We start from the raw sequence: 17,341 nt of genomic DNA, 5'->3' as shown, positions 1-17,341 counted from the left end.
AGCCAAAGGGTTTGGATTAATCGAGATTAATTATTCGATTAGAAGTTGTAGTTGATACCGATATTGTAGCGACGGCCTTCTAATTCGGCACCGTAAGTCGCATTATCGATTCGGCGATCTAAGACGTTATAGACACCACCAACAATGTTCGCGTTTTTGTTAAGCTGATAACTCGCACCTAAATCAAATAAAGCATAAGATGCTGTACCACTTGACATTTTTTGTCCACGACCTTGGTATTCAGAGGTTTTACCACGGAAATTCATACGCGTCCATGTTTCTAAATCTTCAGTAGTTTGCCATGTCAGAGTGGAGTTAGCCATATGTTTAGGCTGTTTATTTAATGGCTTACCTTTATTTACACCACTTTTTTGTTCAGTATCAGTATAGGTGTAGTTAGCTGCAAAGCTTAAGTCATCCACAATACGCCAGTTGAACGTTAGTTCAACACCTCGCATTCTTGCTTTATCAACGTTCGCTTTATCGCTGATGAAACGATACGGTTTGTTAGGCTTGTCACCTTCACCATCTTGAGCTACTGTACATGCTCTTACTGTGCTACTATTTTCTTCACAACGCCTAACTTCAGTAATTTTATCTTTAAAGTCAGTGTTATAGATAGTTATCCCAGCAGTAATATTATCCTGATTGTTCCAAATAACACCAATTTCTTCAGTAATACTTTTCTCTGGTTTTAAATCAGGATTACCATAAATAACGGCATTTCCTGCACTACCGCCTGTTGCTTGTCCCCAGTTTGCGGACGATTCACGCAAGCTTGGTGCTTTATAACCTGTAGTTACCCCACCTTTAATTGTCCACTGTTCATCAGCATGCCACACACCATATAAACGTGGAGTCCAGTGTGAACCGTAGTTTTCGTCTTTATCCATACGAATACCACCGGTTAACGCAAAATCATTGGTCATTAACCATTCATCTTCTGCAAATAACGCCCAGCTATATCGTTCAAGCTGATTATACTGTTTAAATTTATTACCTTCGTCTTTCAACTTCTCTTTACGATATTGACCACCAAGGCTTAAACTATGATCCCCCAATAAAAAGACACTTTGATTACGGAAAACAAGGTCTTCTGCCGTCATTTTACGGCCTGGGTTTTTTGTCTCATCGTATTGAACATAGGTATCTGTTGATGCAATATCATAAATACCCGTATGGGTTAATGCCATATGAGTCAACTCATATTTGCTAAAACCGCTACCGTCGCCTCTTTTGCTGGTATAACCCTCACGGTCATCACGATGTTGGTTATCACGTTTAAATTCTGCGTCGAAGGTATTTTTGTCATCTGGAGTCAACGATACCGTTGCTCCACCACTCGCCATGATTTGACGGTTAAAACCATTAATGATTTTATCTTCACCACGATGTGAATATTGTCCTTGTAGTTTCACACCCAGTAGACCATCAATTAATGGACCTGAGGTGTAAAAGCTGCCTTGCCCTGTATTACCTGAATTTTTACGTTCCGTAATTGTTGCGTCTGCACGTAAACTGGTCGTCCACTCTTGTTGAACACGACGAGTGATAATATTGATAACCCCTCCCATCGCATCTGAACCGTACAGCGATGACATTGGGCCACGTACTACTTCAATACGCTCAATGGCGGGTAATGGTGGTAACCAACCTTGTTCAATACCAGAACCATCACTATTTGGGCGAGTGCTGCGTGTATCAACGCGTTTACCGTCGATTAAAATCATGGTGTATTTAGCATCCATACCACGGATGCTGATGTCTGAGCTACTGCCGCCTCCAGTGACTAAAACACCCGGTACATCTTTTAATGCGTCAGTCACATCACGATAAGCTTTAGTTTCGAGTTGTTCGCGAGTTACTACAGAAATAGACGCAGGTGCATCTTCAATTTTCTGTTGATAACCTGATGCTGTTGTTACATAGATTTTATCTTTACTGTCATCAGCAAATGCAGGTGCCGCAGCAATAGCCGCAATAATGCTAATTGCCACTTTTCTTTTATTAAAAACAACCATTCCCAACTCTCCAAGAGATATTTTGTTTTATATATGAATTGATTTGCTCACATTGATTTCATTGAATCAAAAAATATTTTTTATTATTGGGGTATTTAAATACCCATAGGAAATCCATGGTAAAAAACCATTATATAATTCAATTAAATTTCCTGTGGGTAATTACTATTAATTAATATTTAATTTGTTTTTTTTAATATTACATCCTCTCATTTTATTTAATGTGCTTGCCGAGTGCTGCAAGCACATTATTCCATTACGATATTAACTTGCTAATTTATCAACCAGCCCATCTATTAGGACTTGCGGAACACCTTGCGAACAACGTTCGATACGACCGCGTACACCATAGACCTCAGCAAGGCTTTCAGGGGTAATTACCTCAGCAGGTTCACCTTGAGCAATTAAATTACCTTGCTTCAGCATTAATACATGTTCTGCGTGTTTGAGTGCAATATTAATATCATGAACCACCACAACCGTGATTATATTTCGACGCTTCGTTTCTTTCGCGACTAAATCCATCACATGATATTGGTAATTTAAATCCAGTGCACTTAAAGGTTCATCTAATAACAATAAGTTGGGTTGACGAATTAAAGATTGTGCCAAACCCACTAATTGTTTTTGACCACCTGAAAGTTGGTCTAAATAACTTAACGCCAAATGTTCAATACCCAATTGACGTAATAACCCCATCACTTCGTCTTTACTATTCTCATTGCTCAAACCGCCTGAAGCACGTTGAGCAACAATCACTGACTCTAAAACATACAGATGTACACCAGCAGGTAACGTTTGCGGTAAATACACCACATTTTGTGCTCGCTGGGCAAAACTCTGTTGAGTTAAGTCCTGGCCATCCAGTAACAGCTGCCCTGTAGCTTTATTTAACCCCGCCAAAGAACGCAATAATGTGGATTTGCCACTACCATTGGGCCCAAGTAATACCGTGATCTTGCCGCGAGGTAAGATATCCGTCGATAGGTTCTCAATTACGGGGCGTTTTGGGTAACCTGCATTAAATTGGTTAATAATCAGGCCACTCATGATACGTTCCCTCTATGACGTAAAATAATGCTTAAGAAGAACGGCACACCCACTAACGATGTCACAATCCCAACAGGAATAATCACACCCGGAATAATATTCTTCGACGCTATTGAGGCCATTGATAAGATTAACGCCCCAATTAATGCACTTGCTGGCAGATAAAAACGGTGATCTTCACCAAAAATCAACCTTGCAATATGCGGTGCGACTAAACCAATAAAGGCGATAGGCCCCACAAACGCCACCGCTAAAGCCGATAAAATACTAATACGTAATAATGTTGTTAGCCTTAAACGGCGCACATCAATACCGAAACTGATCGCCCTATCTTCACCCAACCTTAAAGCCGTTAATTTCCATGAACTCATCATGGCAACCGGGAAAACAAGCGCGAAAACCAATGCCATCACACCAAGTTTTACCCATGTTGCTTTTGATAAACTGCCCATCGTCCAAAAGACTAAACCCTGCAAGGTATCTTCTGTTGCGATGAATTGCATCATAGAAACCAATGCATTAAAGGTAAACACAAGTGCAATACCGAACAATACGACACCTGAGGTTGCTACACGCGTCCAGCGAGTTACCGCGTCTAACATCAAGGCTGCTAATAATGCAAAAATAAAGGCATTGGCTGATATTACCCATTGGTCAGGCACGCCTGGAATTGCAATCCCTGAAACAATCGCCAATGCGGCACCAAAAGCCGCCGCATTAGATACCCCTAGTGTAAATGGGCTCGCTAACGGGTTATTAAGGATCGTTTGCATCTCAGCACCAGCAAGTCCTAATGACATACCAATCACCACGGCCATCAATGCATATGGCAGACGGATATCCCAAACAATGACTCGAGTTCCTGCATCAACTGCTTCTGGGGTCATTAAGGTTTGCCATAAGCGTTCAAGGGATAACCCTGAAGGACCTAAGGTGAAATCAATAACCAGTGATAATAAAATCGCAGCGACGATAACAGCTATCCATGTCAATCGACGACGCAACATATTTTGATAATGTTGTTTTACATTGTTGTCAGCCTGAATCGCTGCTTTTTCAGCCGCAACTATTGGCTCGCTCGTGATACTCATCAATTCTTACCCATTTTCATTACTTTTCGCTGACCCAATATACACCTGTTGGTTCGATAGCGAGAAACTCTCTATGTAATTCATCCAGTGTTTTTTGCGGTTCAAGATCGGTAAATCGTTCTGGGTAAAACCATTTGGCGAAAACTTGTGTCGCAATCACATTGTATGGAGAGTTATAGTAATTGTGCCAGATAGCATAATCTTGCTTATCTTTTATAGCTGATAGCGAGCTAATTCCTTTACGTTCAGTTATTTTTTTCAGGCTTTCTTTCGCATCAGCTAATGAACTTTGCGCCCCTAATTGAACGCCTGCATCTTTACTTCCCGGTGCTTTTGCTCCAGATGCAATGTAAATATTTGGGTCCGCAGCAATGATTTTCTCTAAGTTCATCGTACCAAGCGCGCCCGGCAAAACGCCTTTAGCAATATTTTTACCACCAGCTAAATCAATAAAGTTCCCCATATTTCCATCGCCAGCGGTACCACAGCAATCTTCAAATGCTCCTGCACGTAACTCAATAAAAACACTTGGTTTTTTATCTTCTGGTATTTTAGAAGTAATATCAGTGACTAATTTTTGGTTTCTTTCATAAAAATCGACATATTTATTTGCTGCCTGTTCGCGGTTCAACGCTTTACCAAGTAAACGCATACTTGGTAATGTGTTTTCCAGTGGTTTATCACGGAAATCCACAAATACGACAGGCACGCCGGCTTTCTCAAGCTGGTTAACTAATTCACTGTTTTTACCCGGCCCATGGCCTGACAAACCAAAAATCGCAATATCAGGGTTTAGGGTTAATACTTTTTCTGAACTGACGCTATCTGCGCTGGTATTACCAATCAGTGGAATATTGTCAATTTCAGGGAATTTAGCTTTATAAACAGCGTAGGTTTGAGGGTCTAGTTTTCGAAGGTCACCTTGCCAACCGACAATTCGGTCAATAGGTTTATCACCTTCCAGCAGAGCTATTGCACTAAACAGGCGCCCTTCACCTAATAAAATGCGATTAACATTATCAGGAACCTCAACAGTACGGCCTGCAATATCAGTCACTGTTGCAGCCCAAGCGCTCATACTGGCACTTGCTAATAACGCTAAACCTATTCCTTTTACTACCGACCTAGCTACAGACTTCTTGGCTACCGACGACATAGTATTAAGCTCCACTATTAACCTCATTGACTTACCTTTTTTTTATGCGGTAACAATAAAGCAAATAAGAATACTTATCAATACGATTATTAGTTTAATCATGACTTTCATCAATGGAATTCTGTGACCATTATCGTAAAGCCAAACATTCAGCCTATTTTACCGCCAAAATGCAGGTTTGTTGCGCTATATATAAAAAAACAGCACCCTATAAAGAGTGCTGTTTTTTATGATAGATATTCTAAGAATATTATTTATCTAAATTTTCTCGGTAACTTGGAAAGCTCATATCTTTATAGCGAATAAACGTTGTTTTCTTCACTATCTTATAACCAAACCAAATTGCTAAAAACAGCGGAATTCCAATATAAGTTGCCGTAACCCCTACCCAATCAATTTTATCTTCTAAAAAGGCTTGGTAGTTTTGGCCTAATGTAATTGTTAAACACAAAATAAAGGCAAAAATAGGACCAATTGGGAAGAAACCTGAACGATAAGGTAAGTCATTAAGATCTTTCCCTTGTGCAATATAGCCTCTACGGAAACGATAATGGCTAATTGCAATACCTAACCAAGCAATAAACCCTGTCATCCCCGATGTATTTAATAGCCACAAGTACACCGTCTGGTTTCCAAACATGGAACTCAAGAAACATAAGCCCGCAATAACCGTCGTTGCTAACAACGCATAACGAGGTACGCCACCTTTAGATAAACGAGCGAAAATACGTGGTGCTTTACCTTCACGCGCTAAGGTATACAACATACGCGTTGATGCGTACATACCCGAGTTACCTGCCGATAATACTGCCGTTAAGATAACCGCATTCATCACCGCAGCAGCAGATAATAAACCTGCATTTTCAAATACTAAAGTGAATGGACTCACACTAATATCTTTTACATCATTACGCAGTAAGCTTGGATCAGTATAAGGAATGATCAAACTAATAATTAAGATTGCAAAGATATAGAATAACAATATCCGCCAAAATACTTTGCGTACTGCTTTGGGAATATTTTTGGCAGGATCTTTCGATTCCCCCGCAGCAATACCGATTAATTCAGTTCCTTGGAATGAGAACCCAACTATCATTGCCACGCCAATCATTGCTGAAAAACCACCCGCAAAAGGTGCATCACCAATTTCCCAGTTATGCCACCCGGCATTTTCCGCACCGCTCATGATGCCAAAAATCATTAATACGCCAACAACAATAAAAATAACGACTGTGGTGACTTTTATTAATGAGAACCAGTATTCCGCCTCACCAAACCCTTTCACAGAGATGAAATTCAGTAAGAAAATAATCGCAAGGAAAATAGCGCTCCAAATCCAACCTGGGGTATCTGGGAACCAATAGGTCATCACCAATTGAGCAGCAACTAAGTCAACTGCAATTGTTACAGCCCAGTTGTACCAGTAGTTCCACCCTAGTGCGAAACCAAAACCTTCATCGACATATTTTGCACCATAGGTTGCAAATGAGCCTGAGACAGGCATATAAGCGGCTAATTCACCTAAACTGGTCATTAAAAAATAGACCATTAAGCCAATGATAGCATAAGAAAGGAGTGCTCCACCGGGGCCTGCTTGTGCAACCGTTGCACCGGATGCAACGAATAAACCGGTACCGATAGATCCACCGATAGCAATCATCGCAAGATGGCGCGCCTTTAACTCACGGCGTAGTCTTTGTGGGCCGCCCTGCGAGATAGTATTGGTATGTTGTTCTGACATTTGTTCCCTGTATTTTATTATTCAGCTAATATCGCATGGATTCTAGCAAAATAGACTGTGAGAACTAAGCAACTCTTCACTGTTATAAGATACCTTCATAATTCATACAAAATTATAAGTAAAACGCGTTATCTCAAAAAATTCAGTATACCCTCTTAATAAGAGGACGACGTTTTATTCTCTTTATCGTGTCTGTAGCGGCAAATGTGACTGTTCAAGGCACATAAAAAGTGCAGCCAACAACGCGATAGCCTATCACTAGTGCAACACATTCACTGCAATCCTCTATAGCTTTTAGCGTGTCGCTAGGCGGCAATTGAGACTATCCAAGGAGCATACATTAGTATGTGACTTGGGTCGTCGATTGCAGCCAACAACGCGATAGCCTGTCACAAGTGCAACACATTCACTGCAATCCTCTATAGCTTTTAGCGTGTCGCTAGGCGGCAATTGAGACTATCCAAGGAGCATACATTAGTATGTGACTTGGGTCGTCGATTGCAGCCAACAACGCGACAGGTTAAAAGATGACGAGGATTTTTAATTACAGTAAGACAGAAGATTAGTAATCGCACTCGAAATATGCTTTTGACGGTGATAAATCAAATATAGCGTTCTTTCTAAATGAAGTTCGTCTATTTTTAATTCGACTAGAGAGCCATTTTCTAATTGTTCTTCGATCACTCGGCGTGATAAACAGCTTATACCTATTCCGTAACGAACTGCATGCTTGATAGCTTCTGAATTTCCTAGCTCCATCAAAATATGAAAGCCCGGAAGATGTGCAAATAATAGTTGGTCAAGGACATCCCGTGTACCTGACCCCCTTTCACGCAAAATCCAAGGCGCGTCACGCAAATCTTTTAAAGAGACTTTTTTATTCGCTAATGGGTTTTGGGGAGAAACAAAAATAACGAGCTCATCTTTTAACCATGCTTTAGAAATTAATTCAGGGCTATGACAAACACCTTCAATTAACCCAACATCCGCCCTAAATTCCATGACTGCCTTAATAATTTCTTCTGTATTACTAATAAAAAGCTCTAAAGGAATATCAGGATGGTCATGACGATACCCCGCTAAGACTTCGGGTAAAATATAATTACCAATCGTTGTACTGGCAGCAAGACGCACGGCGCCCATCTCTTTTTTAAAGAGTTGCTCAACTTCTAACCCTTGCTCTAATAACGCTAACGCTTTTGGATATAAAAGCCTTCCGTGCTCATTAGTAACAAGTCGTTTACCCACACGGTCAAATAATTGAACGCCTAATTGACCTTCTAAATCCGTTAGCGACGCACTGACTGCAGATTGTGAAAGCGCTAATAACTGAGATGCTTGCGTCGTGGAGCCACTCTTTAATACTTCCGTAAAAACCTCAAGTTGCCTAAGTGTAATTCGCATAAAGGTAAGCCCCAACGTGATTTTTAGTATTTGTAATAATAATGTTAATATTAACGATTTATTTGCAATATTCCAGAAGAAACTTTCTAATCTATTTTAGTGGTAGATTATATGAAGATAATCAATTTAAATTATTATTGATTTTGTTATATCCTTATTACTAAATCTTATAAGCGGTAATAAAGAGCATTATCATGAATAAAAGTGACACCAGCACCCTTGAGCGGAATAACCTAAATCCTATATTAAAACTGATACCCGGTATTATTTTAGCCGGTATTCTGACTGCTATTGCAATTTACCTAGGTGACCAACCCTGGTTTATGGATATCGGCTTAGGTGCATTAACCCTCGCAATCTTATTAGGAATTATTGTAGGGAATACTTTTTACCCCGTAGCCAGTCAATCTTGTGATGCCGGCATTAAATTTGCTAAGCACTATTTTCTCCGTGCGGGTATAATTTTGTATGGTTTTCGCCTTACTTTCCAACAAATTACGGATGTAGGTGCTACAGGGGTTATCATTGATGCCTTAACATTAACCTCAACTTTTTTATTAGCATATTGGCTAGGTAAAAAAGTGTTCGGTCTTGATGAAGAAACCACGTTATTGATTGGTGCAGGTAGTAGTATTTGTGGCGCAGCCGCAGTCATGGCTACTGAACCCGTTGTGAAAGCTTCTGCAAGTAAAGTTGCAGTTGCCGTATCAACGGTTGTTATCTTTGGGACTATTTGTATTTTTGTTTATCCTTGGATTTACCAATTAAATGCGCACTTTGGCTGGTTTCCTGCAACAGAAGAAACTTTTGGGATTTATATCGGTTCAACAGTACATGAAGTTGCACAGGTTGTTGCAGCAGGCCACACTATTGGTACTGAGGCAGAAAATGCCTCTGTCATCGCCAAAATGATCCGTGTAATGATGCTTGCGCCTTTTTTGATTATTTTATCGGCTTTCTTAAGCCGTAAAACAGCCGCAAACCAAACAACAAACACTCAGAAAAGTAAAATTACGATTCCTTGGTTCGCCGTATTTTTTATTGTTGTCGCAGGTTTCAATTCATTCAATTTACTGCCCCATGTATTCGTACAACAAATCATAGCCTTGGATACGATTTTACTGGCTATGGCAATGGTTGCTTTAGGGTTAACTACCCATGTTAGTGCTATTCGCCAAGCGGGTATTAAGCCATTACTAATGGCACTTATCCTGTTTGTTTGGTTGATTGTCGGTGGGCTCTTAATTAACATACTGATTCAAAGCATTTTTTAGCATATATTCTCCTCACTTTTAGCCACCTCAATGGGTGGCTTTTTTGTTGATTTCATTTATTTGCTTATTAATGGCATACTCCAACAAAAAGGAGTCAAAAATGAAATATATTGGAGCACATGTCAGCGCCTCTGGTGGGGTTGACCAAGCTGTTATTCGCGCACATGAAATCAATGCAACCGCTTTTGCTTTGTTCACAAAAAATCAGCGCCAATGGAAAGCTGCGCCACTAAGCGAAGACGTAATTAAGAAATTTAAAGATAACTGCAAAAAATATGGGTACGGTAAACACCAAATCCTTCCTCATGACAGCTATTTGATCAATTTAGGTCACCCCGAATTTGAGGCTCTAGAGAAATCTCGTGTCGCTTTTATCGATGAAATGCAGCGTTGTGAACAATTAGGTATTGATTTACTTAACTTTCACCCCGGTAGTCATTTAAAGAAAATTGAGATTGACGATTGTTTAGCTCGCATTGCTGAATCTATTAATATTGCCCTTGCTGAGACCGAAGGCGTGACCGCTGTAATTGAAAACACGGCGGGACAAGGCACTAACTTAGGCTTTGACTTTACGCATCTTGCAAAAATTATTGAACGGGTGAAAGATAAAAGCCGTGTAGGCGTTTGTATTGATACTTGCCACGCATTTGCCGCAGGTTATGACTTACGCACAGCCGAAGATTGTGACAACACATTTAGCCAATTTGCAGACATTGTTGGTTTTGAGTTTCTAAAGGGAATGCACCTTAATGATGCTAAAAGTGAATTTGCCAGTCGTGTTGACCGCCACCATAGTTTAGGTGAAGGGAATATTGGTTTTGTCCCATTCACGTATATTATGCAAGATAGCCGTTTCGATGGTATCCCCTTGATTTTAGAAACCATTAACCCCGATATTTGGCCGCAAGAAATTGCATGGTTGAAAGCACAGCAAAGTAGCTAATTATTGGCTTTCTAATATAAAAACCCCCGCATTATCATGTGGGGGTCGTTTGAAATTCATTAACTATAACGATTTCATTTCAATTTTTGCCATCATATCCGCTAATTTGTTTCTATTTTTTAAACCGACATCTGGCTGAGAAACGGATAGTGCAGAAATTGCGGTCGCCATACGTAATGTATGCTCGCTGGACTCACCATTGAGTAACCCATAAGCTAGCCCTGCTACCATCGAGTCACCAGCCCCAACCGTGCTTATCACTTCACAATGTGGCGGTTTCGCCAGCCAAGAACCCGAAGCATTAACCCACAGAGCCCCTTCTTCTCCTAATGAAATAACAACATGAGAAATTCCTTTGTCTCTTAACTCATGCGCTGCGGCTACAACATCTTGTAAATCTGGCAGTTTTCGGCCAACCCAACTTTCTAATTCATGACGATTAGGTTTTACTAGCCATGGTGACGCTTTCAAACCTGCCTTTAAGGCTTCTCGGCTACTATCGAAAATAATACATGGGCATAATTGGCGAAGGCGAGTCATCCAACGAGTGAATTCTTCTGGGTCAATACCACTTGGTAAACTTCCGCTGACAACGACCATATCGAAATGGCCTAACCAATTAAGTGATTCGGTAGAGAAACGGTTCCAATCTTCTTTACTGACCTCAAAGCCTGAAAAGTTAAAATCCGTTGACTCCCCATTATTTTCCGTGAGTTTCACGTTAATCCGTGTACGCCCTGGCACCATACTAAAACGGTTCGCCATGCCATTTTCACTGAAAAAATGTTGAAACTCTTCTTGGTTATCCTTTCCCATAAAACCACTAACAGTGATATCAATACCTAAGTCACGGAGCACTTTTGCGACATTGACACCTTTACCACCCGCGTTGAGGCTAGCGGTTTTGACTAAATTGACTTCACCAACTTCGATAGTAGAGCATAAGCCCACAAGGTCGTAAGCAGGATTTAATGTAATTGTAGCAACCCGGCGAGTCATAACCACTAATCTCCCTTATCATGATTATCGTGTCTTTAAATTTAATTATAGTTATAACATTAAAGCATATTGTTTTCAGTGATATTTGTACTTTTTCCTGCTTGTTTTTCTACAAGATTATGTCAGGATCAGCGCGCTGAAAAATAAAATAATAAGGAGAATATATGTCTCAGCATACTCATGTCGTCGCCGGTGTTGGTGTTCTAATCACTAATAAACAGGGACAAATTTTGATGGGCAAACGCAGTAGTAAACATGCGCCCTATTGGTCCATTTTCGGGGGACATGTGGACCCTGGTGAGTCCTTTGAAGATTGTGCCATTCGTGAAATAAAAGAAGAAATTGGTATTGATATCCAAGCTCCGACTGTTTTTGGTATCAGCAATAATTTACAGACTTATCAACAAGAAGGTAAACATACCGTTTCTATTTGTATGCATGTTGAATATAACGGTGAGGTTGAACCTCGAATTATGGAAGCAGATAAATGTGAAAACTTAATGTGGGTTTCACCTGATAAGCTCCCAGAGCCTCATTTTGAAGCTAGCCGCAATGCTGTTGACCTCTGGCTTACACAACGTTTCTATCACCACAAAGCCTAATCAAGTGTAAACGTACAACATCCTCTTTTTGTACGTTTATCATCCATCCCTTTCTAATTACTCATTTTTCCCTATTTTATTCCATTTACTATATTTACAATACTGCACTCTTACCGTATCATTTAGCTAGTACAGTGAAACGATATATTTAGGAGCCACCATGGCTATTGATGGAACAACACAACAAAAAAATCCTTCTATATTAGGAGGTGCGATGATCATTGCCGGTACTGCGGTGGGTGCAGGTATGTTTTCAATTCCTATGGTGACTTCCGGCGTATGGTTCACAGGCTCTGTCATACTGTTAATTTATACCTTTATTTGCATGTTACTTTCTGGGTTAATGATTTTAGAAGCCAATATGAATTACCCAGCTGGCGCCAGTTTCCATACTATGGTCAAAGACTTATTAGGCACGACATGGAATTCTATTAACAGTTTATCCGTTACTTTTGTGCTTTATATTCTTACTTACGCCTATATTTCTGCAGGAAGCTCTATCATCACCGCGAATTTGTCAGAAAAAATACAAATACCACAAGCGGGTGCAGGCTTTATTTTTGCATTTATTGTGGCTTTTTTTGTGTGGCTTTCTACTCGTGCTGTCGATAGGTTAAGTACCATTTTAATTGGCGGGATGGTCATCACCTTTGTTATGTCAATCGGTGGAATGATTTCAACCGCATCACCAGCTATCCTATTCAACCAAACTGAGCATGGTGAAAGCCAATATCTTCCTTATGCCTTAGCCGCATTACCCTATTTATTAACCTCATTTGGTTATCACGGTAATGTTCCTGGATTAGTTAAATATTATAATAAAGATAGCCGTAGTGTTGTTAAGAGCCTAGTTTATGGGGCTACCATTACCGTTGTTATCTATATTTTGTGGCAGTATGCGATCCAAGGAAATATTCCAAGAACGTCATTTATTGAAATCAGAGAAAATGGCAACAATATTGATGCATTACTGGCTCAAATGAATATTTCTACCCAGAGCAGCTTTATATCTCAATTTTTGAACCTGTTTTCTTATATGGCTCTAGCGAGTTCTTTCTTAGGCGTGTCTTTAGGGTTATTTGATTTTATTGCTGATTTTTTCAAATTTGCAGATAACAAATTTGGGCGCCTTAAATCTGTCTTAGTCACTTTTTTACCACCAACAATACTCGCACTGATTTTTCCTAATGGGTTTATTTATGCGATTGGTTTTGCAGGGTTGGCAGCTACTATTTGGGCAGTCATTGTCCCTGCGCTGATGGCGAAAGCAAGTCGTAAACGTTACCCTAACAACAGCTACAAAGCACCAGGTGGGAGCTTTATTATTGGCTTTGTGATCCTCTTTGGATTAATTAATGCGGTTGCTCATTTATTGTCACTATCTGGCTTACTACCTATTTATTAACCCTTTCAGTGTGGATATCGCCCTCTGGTTATATCCACACTGATATGTCACCTAAAAATTTTTCACTGAAAATTGACTTCAGCATCTTGCCTAATTCTTTATCTGCGAGTAATTTTGTCGCACTCTTTTTGACAACCCTAAAGAAGGTTATTTATGGCCAAGGCCAACGAAATCAAACGTGGTTTAGCAATTAACTACAATGGCAAATTATTACTTGTAAAAGACATTGATATTCAAGCACCTAGTGCTCGTGGAGCGAGTACATTATATAAAATGCGCTTTACTGATATCAAAACGGGCCAGAAAGTTGAAGAGCGTTTCAAAGGCGATGATATTTTAGAAACAATTTCCCTAACCCGTCGTGGAGTGAGCTTTTCTTATATTGATGGTGATGAATATGTCTTTATGGACAATGAAGACTATACTCCCTACCTTTTCAAAAAAGCCGATATTGAAGAAGAATTACTTTTCATTCCTGAAGAAGGGTTACCAGGAATGCAAGTGTTAACAATGGATGGGCAAGTTCTTGCTTTAGAGTTACCGCAAACGGTTGATATGGTCATTATTGAGACAACCCCAGCAATTAAAGGGGCTTCGGCTAGCGCACGAACTAAGCCTGCAACGATGGCTACAGGGTTAACAGTTCAGGTTCCTGAATATTTAACAACCGGTGAAAAAATTCGTATTCATATCGCTGAGCGTCGTTATATGGGCCGTTGTGATTAATTTCTGCTTTTGATTTGAAAGAAATAAGCCTTTATATGCCTATGAATTTATTGTTCATAGGCATATGTCATTAAAATTAAACATTGCATACCTTCTCATCTTAGTTTGCTATATTCAATTTGTGTTCGTCTCAAAATTAATCGTATTTTATTGTGTAAATACCTAGGGTTTTATCTTTATTAATCCAGTTGAATTGTTGAGTACCTTTTTGATTCGGAAGCAACATTTCTTGATTCTTTAGTTTACGAATATCTGCAGATGCGGTTTCCAACTTACCACTATCATTCCAGCATTTGGTTTCTACTTTATTCGCATTGGCTTCGACAATACAAGGCGCTGCTACAATAGCTCCAGTAAATCGAATAACGCCTGTATTGCTGCGTTTTACCTCACTGTTTTCAGATGCAAATACTGAAAAGCTTGAGTTCAATGCTGTTACTGCTAAAAAAGCCATTACCATTTTTTTTACTGAGCTATTCATAACGAAATTCCCGTTTAAAATTATGTTATCGTCACTTCCTGTAATTTATTTACAGTTAAAGTATTTATTTGGCTGAATTGCCTGAGGACGACATACTAATTCCAAAGGGATATTAATAATTTCATTTATAGCCGTAGTTTTTTATTTTTTGTTTTATTATTTATCAAAACAAAATATATGACTTGCCTCACACTTAATTAACCACACAAAATGCAACACTTTATAAATATAATCTATTAGCATTGGTCAATTAATTTATAAAAATCGTCGCTATGCCATTTTAGGTATATCTATATATCAAACACCTTAAACTTGTTAAAAAAAGTGTTTATTATCATTAATATGAACTTAGATAAAAAAATTTTATTACCTTCTGAAAACTTGATCGCATCAGGCAGGCAACGTGCTTGTTATCAGCATCCTGAGTATAATCACCTATGTGTAAAAGTTCATTTAAGTGGGCGAGATGATAAAGAAACATTAAGAGAGGTTCGCTATTATAAACGCTTGTATAAAAGGAATCTTACCGTAAAAACGATTTCTCATTACTATGGCACCCAGCAAACTGATCGGGGGCTAGGGTACGTATTCCAATTAATCAAAGATAAGACAGGAAATGTTTCAAATACTTTAGATTATTATCTAAAAAATAAACAAGTTTTTTTGAAACATAAAAGAAACATGAAAATTGCTTATGAGCAATTTAAAAAGAACATATACAAAGAGGCTATTACCACGATGGCGCTCAAAACTTATAACATCGTTTATCAACTAGGCTATAAACCTTATGGTCAATTTATTATTATAGATAACCTTGGCTCATCTAACCTAATCCCCATTGATTATTTCTCAACTAGAATTGCTCGTTCCACCCTAAATCGCCGGTTTGCTGATTTCGAACAACGACTTTATCGTGACTATAATCTTAAGATATAGACACATTCCTCGCCCCCTATTTTGCTGTCACCATTAAATATCTAGTTATATTGACGTATTATTAGAGTTGCTCTAACAATACATTGGTTATGAATGGTTATGGTAGAATGCTACTCACTAGTCGATATTAATATTGTGGAGAATTGCTAATAAATACAACCAAAAAATACTGATATACATACAGTACTTTTATTTTTTAAATTATTTTCTGAGCGTTTTTTATTCTAATGGACTTTCTTAACAAAAATTGAGCTGTTTATTTGAGTACAAACACACTCCCTCTAAATAAAAACTTAAACTTCTTTACACTTCTAGTTTGAAAAGTCCTTAATTATGCAAATTCACTGAAATAACACATAGAAAAGTGTGATTTAGTTCATATTTTACTAGTTAAAAATACCATCTTTATAAGTAATATCCTTCATTGTAGACAATTGTCACATAAACCAATGGCAAATAGGCACTTTTATCTAATGTTTTGTAAATTTCACCCCTATTAACTCGCCATTTTGCTTTTGTTTATGTATGCTCTTAAAGGTTTGATTTGGTACTACTACGATGCTGAATCTTCTAAACAAAAAAATGTAAAGAATGTCTTAGTAAATTTAGTAAATATTGACTTATCTCCTATACTCAATAAGTCATTAAATATGACTAGTACATTCGAAGTTTAGTGGTACTACGATAAACACTTTCTGCGAAAAACACAGTTTTGCCATCTATAATGCGTTTTTCACAGGGATAAGTTTAGTTTTTTTGTGTCTTTTTACACAATAAAGTACTAAAAAGAAAAATGGTAAGGGATATATATAAGAATGCTAACCTCTGAAAAACTTAAGCGCTATGCTTGGCGCATTGTTCCGGCAATTGCAATCGCCGTAACGCTCACAGCATGTACCAACCCAAAGTCAGCTAAAAACACACAATATACTGCTAAATCAGATACTCGTATGCTAAATGGTTCTGCGGGTGACTCGTTGACGATGGCATCTCAAGATGAATTCGAAGAGTTAGTACAAAGTGTTGATACTAAATCTAAAATAATGGATCAATACGCAAGCTGGAAAGGCGTAGCTTATCGTCTTGGCGGCACAACAAAGAAAGGTGTTGATTGCTCAAGCTTCGTACAGAGAACATTTCTTGAACAATTTGGTGTTGAACTCCCTCGTACGACCTCTGAACAAGAATCCTCCGGCAAAAGCGTAAAACGTAATAATCTAAAAGTCGGTGATATTGTTTTATTTAAAACAGGCCGTACTATGAAGCATGTTGGCATTTATATTGGTGACCAAAAATTTGTCCATGCATCAACCAGTAGTGGTGTTATCGTTTCTGAAATGACTAACTCATACTGGAGCAAAAGATATTATGCCAGCAGGCGCATTATTAATGGCTCATAAGTTTTTATAATATCCTATATCCCTTCCCAATAAAAAAGCTTCCATTTGATGGAAGCTTTTTTATTGGGAATTTTTTGACTAAACTTAGTGATAGCTATTTGATTTTTAG

General features: G+C 38.7%; 15 protein-coding genes. 7 read left to right on the top strand and 8 right to left on the bottom strand.

Going from position 1 to position 17,341, the window contains the following annotated elements; translation table 11 throughout:
• Positions 1–38 precede the first annotated feature (38 nt).
• From P3L40_RS09630 to yieE, 6 genes are all read right to left on the bottom strand, one after another.
• On the bottom strand, positions 39–2,021 hold the full coding sequence (locus P3L40_RS09630) for a ligand-gated channel protein (RefSeq protein WP_096863852.1): 1,983 nt from the start codon (positions 2,019–2,021) through the stop codon (positions 39–41).
• Positions 2,022–2,285: 264 nt separating this feature from the next.
• Complete coding sequence (locus tag P3L40_RS09625) at positions 2,286–3,074, bottom strand: ABC transporter ATP-binding protein (protein ID WP_094960415.1); 789 nt, start codon at positions 3,072–3,074, stop codon at positions 2,286–2,288.
• The gene (locus P3L40_RS09620; RefSeq protein ID WP_004253151.1) at positions 3,068–4,162 is read right to left on the bottom strand and encodes a FecCD family ABC transporter permease; all 1,095 of its coding nucleotides are present in this window, start codon (positions 4,160–4,162) and stop codon (positions 3,068–3,070) included. The genes P3L40_RS09625 and P3L40_RS09620 overlap by 7 nt, the downstream gene beginning before the upstream one ends.
• 19 nt (positions 4,163–4,181) lie before the next feature.
• Positions 4,182–5,318 carry an ABC transporter substrate-binding protein gene (locus P3L40_RS09615; protein ID WP_172974367.1) on the bottom strand — a complete coding sequence of 379 codons (1,137 nt, stop codon included), beginning with the start codon at positions 5,316–5,318 and terminating at the stop codon, positions 4,182–4,184.
• A 250-nt stretch (positions 5,319–5,568) separates the two neighbouring features.
• Positions 5,569–7,059 (bottom strand): amino acid permease, encoded by a 1,491-nt coding sequence (locus tag P3L40_RS09610; RefSeq protein WP_004253146.1) that lies wholly within the window; start codon positions 7,057–7,059, stop codon positions 5,569–5,571.
• A 540-nt stretch (positions 7,060–7,599) separates the two neighbouring features.
• Positions 7,600–8,463, bottom strand: coding sequence for a DNA-binding transcriptional regulator YeiE (gene yieE, locus P3L40_RS09605; RefSeq protein WP_096863849.1), 864 nt, complete (start codon positions 8,461–8,463; stop codon positions 7,600–7,602).
• Between the two features lie 194 nt (positions 8,464–8,657).
• Between yieE and P3L40_RS09600 the strand changes: the two genes are divergently transcribed.
• Positions 8,658–9,737, top strand: a complete 1,080-nt coding sequence (locus P3L40_RS09600) for a YeiH family protein (RefSeq protein WP_136134358.1) — start codon at positions 8,658–8,660, stop codon at positions 9,735–9,737.
• 100 nt (positions 9,738–9,837) lie between these two features.
• Positions 9,838–10,683, top strand: coding sequence for a deoxyribonuclease IV (nfo, locus tag P3L40_RS09595; RefSeq protein WP_036957604.1), 846 nt, complete (start codon positions 9,838–9,840; stop codon positions 10,681–10,683).
• Between the two features lie 63 nt (positions 10,684–10,746).
• Here the strand turns inward: nfo and fruK are convergent, their stop codons facing one another.
• The gene (gene fruK, locus P3L40_RS09590) at positions 10,747–11,682 is read right to left on the bottom strand and encodes a 1-phosphofructokinase (protein ID WP_004253135.1); all 936 of its coding nucleotides are present in this window, start codon (positions 11,680–11,682) and stop codon (positions 10,747–10,749) included.
• Positions 11,683–11,846: 164 nt separating this feature from the next.
• Here fruK and P3L40_RS09585 point away from each other — a divergent pair, with 164 nt between their 5' ends.
• The 3 genes from P3L40_RS09585 to yeiP all read left to right on the top strand — a co-directional run bounded on the left by P3L40_RS09585 (position 11,847) and on the right by yeiP (position 14,415).
• Positions 11,847–12,284 carry a nucleotide triphosphate diphosphatase NUDT15 gene (locus P3L40_RS09585; RefSeq protein ID WP_096863847.1) on the top strand — a complete coding sequence of 146 codons (438 nt, stop codon included), beginning with the start codon at positions 11,847–11,849 and terminating at the stop codon, positions 12,282–12,284.
• Positions 12,285–12,444: 160 nt separating this feature from the next.
• A complete protein-coding gene (mtr, locus tag P3L40_RS09580) occupies positions 12,445–13,689 on the top strand; it encodes a tryptophan permease (RefSeq protein ID WP_196724964.1) in 1,245 nt (414 codons plus the stop codon).
• Between the two features lie 153 nt (positions 13,690–13,842).
• On the top strand, positions 13,843–14,415 hold the full coding sequence (gene yeiP, locus P3L40_RS09575; RefSeq protein WP_004253124.1) for an elongation factor P-like protein YeiP: 573 nt from the start codon (positions 13,843–13,845) through the stop codon (positions 14,413–14,415).
• A gap of 136 nt (positions 14,416–14,551) precedes the next feature.
• On the opposite strand, the gene P3L40_RS09570 is transcribed toward yeiP, so the two are convergent.
• Positions 14,552–14,896, bottom strand: a complete 345-nt coding sequence (locus P3L40_RS09570; RefSeq protein ID WP_004253122.1) for a hypothetical protein — start codon at positions 14,894–14,896, stop codon at positions 14,552–14,554.
• Positions 14,897–15,238: 342 nt separating this feature from the next.
• Between P3L40_RS09570 and P3L40_RS09565 the strand changes: the two genes are divergently transcribed.
• Positions 15,239–15,832 carry a YrbL family protein gene (locus P3L40_RS09565; protein WP_210044577.1) on the top strand — a complete coding sequence of 198 codons (594 nt, stop codon included), beginning with the start codon at positions 15,239–15,241 and terminating at the stop codon, positions 15,830–15,832.
• A gap of 815 nt (positions 15,833–16,647) precedes the next feature.
• Positions 16,648–17,232, top strand: coding sequence for a bifunctional murein DD-endopeptidase/murein LD-carboxypeptidase (gene mepS / locus P3L40_RS09560; RefSeq protein WP_004253117.1), 585 nt, complete (start codon positions 16,648–16,650; stop codon positions 17,230–17,232).
• Positions 17,233–17,341: the final 109 nt, after the last annotated feature.

It is taken from the genome of Providencia sp. PROV040 (assembly GCF_032706145.1).
GTDB lineage: Bacteria > Pseudomonadota > Gammaproteobacteria > Enterobacterales > Enterobacteriaceae > Providencia > Providencia hangzhouensis.
The sequence above is the reverse complement of the archived record's forward strand: the minus strand, read 5'-3'. Positions and strand labels throughout refer to the sequence as shown.

Coding starts and splice junctions, on each gene's coding strand:
- P3L40_RS09630 (WP_096863852.1), bottom strand. CDS start 2,021: ATGGTTGTTTTTAATAAAAGAAAAGTGGCAATTAGCATTATTGCGGCT.
- P3L40_RS09620 (WP_004253151.1), bottom strand. CDS start 4,162: ATGAGTATCACGAGCGAGCCAATAGTTGCGGCTGAAAAAGCAGCGATT.
- P3L40_RS09615 (WP_172974367.1), bottom strand. CDS start 5,318: ATGTCGTCGGTAGCCAAGAAGTCTGTAGCTAGGTCGGTAGTAAAAGGA.
- P3L40_RS09610 (WP_004253146.1), bottom strand. CDS start 7,059: ATGTCAGAACAACATACCAATACTATCTCGCAGGGCGGCCCACAAAGA.
- yieE (WP_096863849.1), bottom strand. CDS start 8,463: ATGCGAATTACACTTAGGCAACTTGAGGTTTTTACGGAAGTATTAAAG.
- P3L40_RS09600 (WP_136134358.1), top strand. CDS start 8,658: ATGAATAAAAGTGACACCAGCACCCTTGAGCGGAATAACCTAAATCCT.
- nfo (WP_036957604.1), top strand. CDS start 9,838: ATGAAATATATTGGAGCACATGTCAGCGCCTCTGGTGGGGTTGACCAA.
- fruK (WP_004253135.1), bottom strand. CDS start 11,682: ATGACTCGCCGGGTTGCTACAATTACATTAAATCCTGCTTACGACCTT.
- P3L40_RS09585 (WP_096863847.1), top strand. CDS start 11,847: ATGTCTCAGCATACTCATGTCGTCGCCGGTGTTGGTGTTCTAATCACT.
- mtr (WP_196724964.1), top strand. CDS start 12,445: ATGGCTATTGATGGAACAACACAACAAAAAAATCCTTCTATATTAGGA.
- yeiP (WP_004253124.1), top strand. CDS start 13,843: ATGGCCAAGGCCAACGAAATCAAACGTGGTTTAGCAATTAACTACAAT.
- P3L40_RS09570 (WP_004253122.1), bottom strand. CDS start 14,896: ATGAATAGCTCAGTAAAAAAAATGGTAATGGCTTTTTTAGCAGTAACA.
- P3L40_RS09565 (WP_210044577.1), top strand. CDS start 15,239: ATGAACTTAGATAAAAAAATTTTATTACCTTCTGAAAACTTGATCGCA.
- mepS (WP_004253117.1), top strand. CDS start 16,648: ATGCTAACCTCTGAAAAACTTAAGCGCTATGCTTGGCGCATTGTTCCG.